The organism is Streptacidiphilus jeojiense (assembly GCF_000719095.1).
GTDB classification, from domain to species: domain Bacteria; phylum Actinomycetota; class Actinomycetes; order Streptomycetales; family Streptomycetaceae; genus Streptacidiphilus; species Streptacidiphilus jeojiensis.
Genome location: NZ_JOEH01000063.1, coordinates 1 through 7,535 on the forward strand (window position 1 = coordinate 1; position 7,535 = coordinate 7,535).

The 7,535-nt window shown below is 69.8% G+C and carries 7 protein-coding genes; 3 read left to right on the forward strand and 4 right to left on the reverse strand.

Annotated features, from left to right (window positions below):
- Positions 1-324: 324 nt before the first annotated feature.
- Positions 325-864: a CGNR zinc finger domain-containing protein gene (locus IF29_RS44295; protein ID WP_232242912.1), complete on the reverse strand. Its 540-nt coding sequence runs from the start codon at positions 862-864 to the stop codon at positions 325-327.
- 117 nt (positions 865-981) lie between these two features.
- Between IF29_RS44295 and IF29_RS0140840 the strand changes: the two genes are divergently transcribed.
- A complete protein-coding gene (locus IF29_RS0140840; RefSeq protein WP_198037694.1) occupies positions 982-2,421 on the forward strand; it encodes an MFS transporter in 1,440 nt (479 codons plus the stop codon).
- Positions 2,422-2,616: 195 nt separating this feature from the next.
- Here the strand turns inward: IF29_RS0140840 and IF29_RS0140845 are convergent, their stop codons facing one another.
- Positions 2,617-3,456 (reverse strand): ABC transporter permease, encoded by an 840-nt coding sequence (locus IF29_RS0140845; RefSeq protein WP_030267479.1) that lies wholly within the window; start codon positions 3,454-3,456, stop codon positions 2,617-2,619.
- Positions 3,453-4,421, reverse strand: a complete 969-nt coding sequence (locus IF29_RS0140850) for a daunorubicin resistance protein DrrA family ABC transporter ATP-binding protein (RefSeq protein ID WP_030267482.1) — start codon at positions 4,419-4,421, stop codon at positions 3,453-3,455. Before IF29_RS0140850 ends, IF29_RS0140845 begins: the two co-directional genes overlap by 4 nt.
- A gap of 98 nt (positions 4,422-4,519) precedes the next feature.
- Between IF29_RS0140850 and IF29_RS0140855 the strand changes: the two genes are divergently transcribed.
- Together IF29_RS0140855 and IF29_RS0140865 are read left to right on the forward strand one after the other, a co-directional pair.
- Positions 4,520-5,122 (forward strand): TetR/AcrR family transcriptional regulator, encoded by a 603-nt coding sequence (locus tag IF29_RS0140855; protein WP_051726696.1) that lies wholly within the window; start codon positions 4,520-4,522, stop codon positions 5,120-5,122.
- 543 nt (positions 5,123-5,665) lie between these two features.
- Positions 5,666-6,139, forward strand: coding sequence for a MarR family winged helix-turn-helix transcriptional regulator (locus tag IF29_RS0140865; RefSeq protein ID WP_232242913.1), 474 nt, complete (start codon positions 5,666-5,668; stop codon positions 6,137-6,139).
- Between the two features lie 226 nt (positions 6,140-6,365).
- On the opposite strand, the gene IF29_RS0140870 is transcribed toward IF29_RS0140865, so the two are convergent.
- Positions 6,366-7,085 (reverse strand): alpha/beta fold hydrolase, encoded by a 720-nt coding sequence (locus tag IF29_RS0140870; RefSeq protein WP_051726697.1) that lies wholly within the window; start codon positions 7,083-7,085, stop codon positions 6,366-6,368.
- Positions 7,086-7,535: the final 450 nt, after the last annotated feature.

Below are 7,535 nucleotides of genomic sequence, written 5' to 3' on the forward strand. Positions count from 1 at the left end.
CGAGGCCTTCGCCAAGTCCAGTACCGGCCCGACCTCATCGACGGATGCCTCGCCGGCACCGGACTCACCATGACGACACCACGCCTACAACCTCAGTAGCGCCCTGGCCAGGCTTCGCCTCGGCCAGGGCGGGGTTCTTAACACGTTCTTGACGCCCGGGTGCGCGAACGGCGGGGCCGGCCGTCGGCAGTCCCGGGCCCCCTCCCTCAGACCTGCGGCGCACGAGGCCCGAGGAGGCCGTGCTCGGCAATCTCGGCACCAAGGCCCGTGCACGCTCGCCGCGAGAGCGGAGTGGGGTCGGGTCCCCGGTGTGGCCGGGGAGGATCAGGTCCTTCGGCGGCGGTAGGCGGTTGCCGCGGCGCGGTCGTTGCACTGGTCGCAGCAGTAGCGGCGGGTGCGGGCGCGGCTTCGGTCCACGAACGCGCAGGTGCAGGGGGCGGCTTGGCAGACGCCGAGGCGTGCGGTGCCGTGGCGGACCAGGTGAGCTGCCAGGGCGCCCAGCAGGCGGGCTCGGAGGGCGGCCAGGCCGTGCAGGCCTGTGCTCAGGACCCAGTGCGCACCGTCGTCGGTGGTGGCCAGTTGGGGCACGAGTGCGGCGTCGGACAGCAGTGGATTGAGCAGTGTTGAGGCCGAGGTGAGATCGGTGGCCGCGAAGAGCGGGGCGATGGAGTCGCGTAGCTCGCGCAGCGCGGGGAGGTCGGCCGGGGTCAACTCGTCGGCGAGGGCGTCCTGGCGGGCTTCGCGCAGGATGTGCTGGTATGCGCCGGTGTTGGTGAGTCGGTCGGGTGGCGCGGCCAGGGCGTAGACCGTGTTGACCAGTTCGACGGCCAGGTCCAGGTCCAGGTCTGGGTCGCTCTCACTCACCTTCGCGGTCACCTTTGAATCCCTTCTTCGTCAGTTGTGTCAGTCAGAATACTGCTTGCGCACGGATCGTCAGTAGTGTTCTATTTATAGAAACTGACGACCAGGAGGATGTTCCCGATGACCGCAGCAGTCGTGCACGGAGCGGCCCGTGGCCGTGCCCGCCGGGGGTTACCGCCCGTTGCGGTGGGCGCCGTGGTGTTGTGCGGCCAGGCCATGGCCTCGCTGGACACGGCGATCGTCAATGTGGGTGCCCCGCAGATCCAGCAGGACCTGCACCTGTCCGGAGCCGCTCTGCAGGCAGCGCTCTTCGGTTATGTCCTGGTCTATGCGGTGGGGATGGTCACCGGTGCGCGTCTGGGTACGCGGTGGGGCCCGGGGCGCACCTTCGTGTGGGGGATCGCGGTATTCACCACGGCCTCGCTGGCCTGCGGGCTGGCCCTCGATCCGGCGATGCTGATCGCCGCCCGCGCCGTGCAGGGCGCGGGCGCGGCCCTGCTGGTGCCGCAGGTGCTCTCCCTGCTGCAGTCCACATTCCAAGGTGAGGCGCGCCGCAGATCGCTGGCTCTGTACGCGACGGTGCTCGCCGTCGGTGTCGCGCTCGGACAGGTCCTGGGCGGCGCGCTGGTCAGCGCCGATCTCTTCGGCAGCGGTTGGCGTCCGATCTTCCTGGTGAACCTGCCCGTCGGCGTGGCCGTCCTGCTCGTCGCGGCCCGACGGATGCCGGCAGAGGCCGCCCGCGCGCATGCGGCTCTCGACGTGGCCGGAGCCGGCCTGCTGGCGGCATCGGTCCTGGCCCTGGTGCTGCCCCTGACGTTCGGTGCCGGTGCAGGCTGGCCCTGGTGGTGCTGGCCGGTTCTCGCCGCAGGGCCGGCTGGTCTGGCCGCTTTCCACCGCTACGAGCGGCGGCTGGCTGCAGTCGGCGGCCGGCCTCTCGTGCACCCGGACCTTCTGGGCCGGCGCGACGTGCGGCTTGGCCTGGCCGGTGCCTTTGTTCTGATGGCCTGCTACGGGGGACTGCTGTTCACCATCGCGCTGCACCTGCAGTACGACCTGCACGACAGCGCCCTGCGCTCAGGACTGACCTTCGCCTTCTACGCCTTCGGCTTCGCGGCCGCCTCGCAGACCTGGCCCCGCCTGCCTGCCTCCTGGCACCCGCATCTGCCTGGCGCAGCGCTCGCCCTGTTCGCCGGGGCCACGGCCGTACTCGCCTGGACCTGCCAGGGCGGTCGCTGGCCCTGGCCGGCCGATGCCCTCCTCGTCCTGGCCGGAGCCGGCCACGGCAGCGGCTTCGGCGCCCTGGTGCGCCGCATGGTCGAGCGCGCTCCCGCCGAACACGCCGCGTCGATCGGGGGTGTGCTCAGTACGGTGACCCAACTCGCCGTCGTCACCGGTATTGCGGCGCTGGGCACCCTGTATCTCGCGGTGCCCTCCATGGGTACCGCGCTGCCAGCCCTCACCCTGGTCCTACTGGTCTGCGCGGCCGCAACCGCTGTCACCGGAGCTGCCCTCCACGTCCTGGGAACCCGGCCCGCAGGCGCAGAGGTCACTCGACGCTGAAGGCCCGGCGCCCGGGCAGCCCTTGCGTGGGCTGAGCGGGCCGCCCTGGTCGAGTGCGGAGTCAACCCGCCCGGACGTCCTCCAGCGTCGCCTCGGTGATGCCGCGTTCGTACCTCAGCTGGGCGCGAACCTCGGGCAGCGCGTGCCCGGGAACCGGGTCCGGAGCTGGATGACCGCCGTTCCCTTGTGCTGGGTCTACTGGCGGGTTCGGTATGCGCGCATGGTCAGTGGCGCGAAGACGGCGACCAGTGCGGCGGAGGCCAGCAGCACCGTGCCGACCTGGCCGAGGGTGGCGGTGCCCGCCATCGCGTCGCGGGCCGCGGTGACCAGGTGGGTGACCGGGTTCGCCTCGACGACGGCGCGCAGCCAGCCGGGCATGGTCCGCGGGTCGACGAAGGTGTTGCTGGCCAGGGTCAGCGGGAACAGCACGACCATGGCCAGGCTCAGGATCGCGTTCGAGGAGCGCAGCACCAGCCCGAGCAGGGTGAACACCCAGGACAGGGCCAGTGCGAACACCACGACGAGGGCGACGGCCAGGAGCACCCCGGACACGCCGCCGCCGGGCCGGTAGCCCAGCGCCACCCCGAGCGCGATGACCAGGGTCGAGGCGAGGAGGTAGCGCAGGGTATCGCCGAGGAGCGCGCCGACGATGGGGGCGGGCCGCCAGATCGGCAGGGTGCGGAAGCGGTCGTAGACGCCCTTGGAGAGGTCGGTGTTGAGGTTGACGCCGGTGTACATCGTGGCCAGCAGCACCGCCATGACCAGGGTGCCGGGCAGCAGGAACTGCAGGTAGCGGTGCGGGGAGCCGGCCAGGGCGCCGCCGAACAGGTAGGTGAACAGCAGGGTGAAGATGATCGGCACCGCGATCACGTCGGACAGCTGCTCGGGGACGCGGCGGATCTTCAGCAGCGCGCGCCAGGCGAAGGTGAGTGCCGCCGAGGCGGGGCTGGGCGGTACCGGTCGGGTCCCGGGAGTGAAGGCGGGCGGTCCGGAGGTGGGCGCCGGTGTGGCCTGTGCCGGGGGTGCGAGGGTCATGCCACGTGCTCCTGTCCGGAGTCGGAGTGTGCGGTCAGCGCTAGGAACACCTCGTCCAGGCTGGGCCGACCCAGGCTGAAGCCGGCGACGCCAGTGCCGTCCCGGCAGAGGTCGGCCAGGGCGGTGGCGGCCTGGTGCGGAGTGCGGCCGGATACCGACAGGGCCGCCGGGTTGGCGTCCAGGTGCACGGGCAGTCCGAACACCCGCTCCAGCGTGCGGGCCGCCTCGGGTCGCTGCTCGGGGTGAGTAAGACGGATGTGCAGGGTGCTGCTGCCGACGGATTCCCTGAGCTGCCCCGGGGTGCCTTCGGCGATGACACGGCCGTGGTCGATGACCGCGATCCGGGCGGCCAACTGGTCCGCTTCGTCGAGGTACTGGGTGGTCAGCAGGATGGTGGTGCCCTGGTCCGCCAGTGCGCGCACGATGGCCCAGACCTGGGTGCGGCCGGCCGGGTCCAGACCAGTGGTGGGTTCGTCCAGGAAGATCAGGTCGGGTGCGGCGGTCAGGCTTCCGGCCAGGTCCAGTCGGCGGCGCATCCCGCCCGAATAGGTCTTCACCGGCCGGTCGGCGGCGTCGACCAGCCCGAACGCCTCGATCAGTTCCTGTGCCCGGGCCCTGGCGGCCCGGGGGCGGTGGCCCTGCAGGCGGCCCAGTATCCGCAGATTCTCACTACCTGTCAGGTCCTCGTCCACGGAGGCGAACTGGCCGGCCAGGCTGATCCGGGCGCGGACGGCGTCGGGTTCGCGGACCACGTCGTGGCCCAGGACCTGCGCGGCGCCGGCGTCCGGGCGCAGCAGGGTGGCGAGGATACGGAGCGTGGTGGTCTTGCCGGCCCCGTTCGGCCCCAGAAATCCGTAGACCGAGCCGGCGGGCACGGACAGGTCGACACCGTTCAGCGCCCGCGTCGGCCCGAAGGTCTTGGTCAGCGCGGCCGCGTGAACGGCAAGGTCGCAACTCGACTTCATGGCGGTTCCTCTCCTGGCGTGCTCGGTGTACGGGCTCCGGGGGCCACTAAGTCTTACGTCAATGTCCAAGTTACTCAGGTCCGCTATGGTTGACAACCGTGTCAGAGTTGCAGTCAGGACCACCGCCTTCACCGCGCCGACGCCGGGCCGACGCCCTGCGCAGCATCACCGCGATCCTCGACGCCGCCACCGAGACGCTGAACCGGCGCTCCGAGGCGACCATCGAGGACATCGCGAAAGCGGCCGGGATCAGCCGACAGACGGTCTACGCGCACTTCCCCTCGCGTGAAGCACTGCTGCAGGCGCTGATGGAGCGGGTTACCGAACAGGTGGTCACCGCCATCGACGCCGCCGACCTGGACACCGGACCTGCCGACGCTGCCCTGGTGCGACTGCTGGAGACAGGCTGGGTAGCGCTGGGCACCAATCCGTTCCTGCTGCACCTGACTCTGCCCCCGATTGACCCCGAGCAGGAGCGTGAGCGGCACGAACCGATCCTGGCCCGCCTGGAGCGGCTGGTCGTTCGCGGGCAGGAACAGGACGAGATCGACCCGCAACTCCCCGTGGCCTGGGTGCTCTCCGCCACCTTGGCGCTGGGTCATGCCGCGGGCGAGGAGGTCCGTGCGGGACGGATGACCCCCACCGAGGCGGTCCAGGTGCTCCGGACCAGCATCCCGCGCCTGGTCCGCCCGGGTCGCTGACCCCTTTCTGAGGGGGTGGCCGAGGCAGTGTCGACCGACAGCGTTCGTCGACGAGCGCTGACAGCACCGTGGATCTCGGGGAATCCGTGTCGCCGAGATTTGGCAGCCGGATGGGCTTGCCGGCGGGCCGCTACGGTGCTGTGGTCGTCAAGGACCTGGCCTTGCTGGGATCGCTGCTGGACCCCGCAGGCCGATGGGGCGGCCCGGGGGACACCTCGTCCTTGCTGCGAGATCCGCGACTGCTACGCCAAGCTGTTCGCCAGCAACCAGCCGGCTGGCCGTCGGCGAGTGGGTGTGTTCGATCAGGGGCACGTCACCGGCCGCGTCGACGGACCGCTGGACGCCGTCGCTGCCTTCCACGTTCGCGACGGCCTGATCGTCATGGTTCGCATGCACAAGTAATCCTTACGGCTATTTCCCATCTACGCTGCTGCATACGTACAATAGTAAGGATGCCTGACTGGTTCGGGTGGTCCGTGATAGGACGAACGCCACCGGCGGGACGAGAGGCCGACCCCGGCGTTGCCATAGGATGTGGGGCTGGTGGGCCAGGCGAGCGACGGAGCCGAGGGCGGCATGGACGACGGGCAACGGGTTGATCTAGGGGTGTCGTTGTTCATCCCATACCGGTACACCGAGGACCGGCTCTTCCGGGCGTTGCAGGATGCCGGGTTCGACGATTGGACGCTCGCCCAGTGCCGAGTCTTCCAGCGCGTCGCCCCGGACGGCTCGCGCCTCAAGGACCTCGCCGACCAGGCGCAGATGACCAAGCAAAGCGCCAGCGTGATGGTCGACCAGCTCGAAAACCTGGGCTACGTCCGCCGGCTCCCCGACCCCACGGACGGTCGTGCCCGACTGATCGTGATTGAGGAGCGCGGCAAGCGTGCCGTCGAGGTGGCCATGGCCACGCTTGACGAGATCTACGCGGAGTGGAAGACCTATCTTGGCACCCGCAACTTCACGTTGCTGCACCAGATTCTCGATCAACTTCGTGAGATCACCGACCCGTACGCCTGACAGTCTCGACCCGGCCGGACTTCATCAATGATCCTGACGATAGTCCGGGCGTGACGGGTGATTGCAACAAGGCGCGGTGCACCGTGGCTCCGGCGACCGCTATGGCGCCCGTGACGGGCGGCCAACCGGTTCCACGCTGCCCGACTCGCTGCAGGCCTGGGTCGTCCTACGGCACGAACGGAACCGGTATCTACCCCTGTCCGCTACGTCACCGGCCTCGGCGCCTTCATGCCGAGAGCAGCGCCTCAGCCACTGTGTCCGGGCTGGTCAGCATGGTCATGTGAGTGCCCGGTATCACCAGCGGGTCGACGCCGAGCCGCGCCGCGAACTCGGTGCCGGGCCGGGCCAGGGCGCTGTCGTCGGCGCATAGCACGTACGCCGCGTCCACTCCGATCTCCGTGACCGGCGGCAGGTCGAGGCTGCCGGTCATATAGCCGCCCGGCTGCGGCAGCAGCAGCCGGCTGACGAGTTCCTGGAGCGGTGCCGGTTCTCCGGGCATGAGCGCACTTTGAACCGCATCGAGGCCGAGTGGGACGGTGCCATCGGGGGTGGCCTTGATGGCCTGCCGGATTATCTCGCCGTACTGCTCGTTCTCGTCGAGCATCGAGGTGCCTCGCTCGGGAACCACCGCGCTGAAGTAGATCACCTTCGCGACGCGGCCCACCAGCCGGTGGGCGGCCCCGGTGGCCGGGTATCCGCCCCAGCTGTGGCAGGCCAGGACCACATCGGACAGGTCGCGGCGCTCGACCTCGCCCACCACGTAGTCCACAGCGTCGGCCAATTCGAGCCCTGCGGGCGAACCGTCGTACGACAGCCCGGGCAGAGTCAGCGCCAGAGCCGGATGACCGCGCTCGATCAGTGCGCGGGCTACTGGCTGCCAACTCCAGCCTCCCAGCCATGCGCCGGGAATCAGGACGAACGTCTGCATGCGCTTGCCGTCGGTCATATGTCAGACCTCTTCTCTTCTGGTCAAAGGCACGAACTGGGCGGCGTGGGAGCGGTGGAGAATCTGCGCCTCGCACGGCATGCCGTGTCGCGGAGGTCGGGACGCAGGCCGCAGCCGGCCGCCGCGGCCTGCTCAATCGCGTCCGTCGTCGTCCCTGCTCAGGGATCGTGCGCGGTCGCTATGCGGTGTGCTGCCTGCGGTCCCCGAACCAGGGGAGACGTGGAAGGCTCCGGGCGGGTCGGTGCGCTGGTAGGTGTGCGCGCAGTCCCTCCGATGAGTGCGGCTGGCAGTCGTTCGGCGCGCAACATGTCGTAGGAGGCGAATGACGAGGAGAACGCCTGGGTTGGCACTGGTTGCGTCCTGGGGAGTGGTGTACGGGTTTCCACCTGATCCGGGGGTTTGTCACCGGATCGGTTGGGAGCGCGCATAGTTGAACGGCCATCGGCTGAT

Excerpts from the sequence above, each read along its gene's own strand:
- IF29_RS0140840 (WP_198037694.1), top strand. The coding sequence starts at position 982 with ATGACCGCAGCAGTCGTGCACGGAGCGGCCCGTGGCCGTGCCCGCCGG.
- IF29_RS0140845 (WP_030267479.1), bottom strand. The coding sequence starts at position 3,456 with ATGACCCTCGCACCCCCGGCACAGGCCACACCGGCGCCCACCTCCGGA.
- IF29_RS0140870 (WP_051726697.1), bottom strand. The coding sequence starts at position 7,085 with ATGACCGACGGCAAGCGCATGCAGACGTTCGTCCTGATTCCCGGCGCA.
- IF29_RS0140850 (WP_030267482.1), bottom strand. The coding sequence starts at position 4,421 with ATGAAGTCGAGTTGCGACCTTGCCGTTCACGCGGCCGCGCTGACCAAG.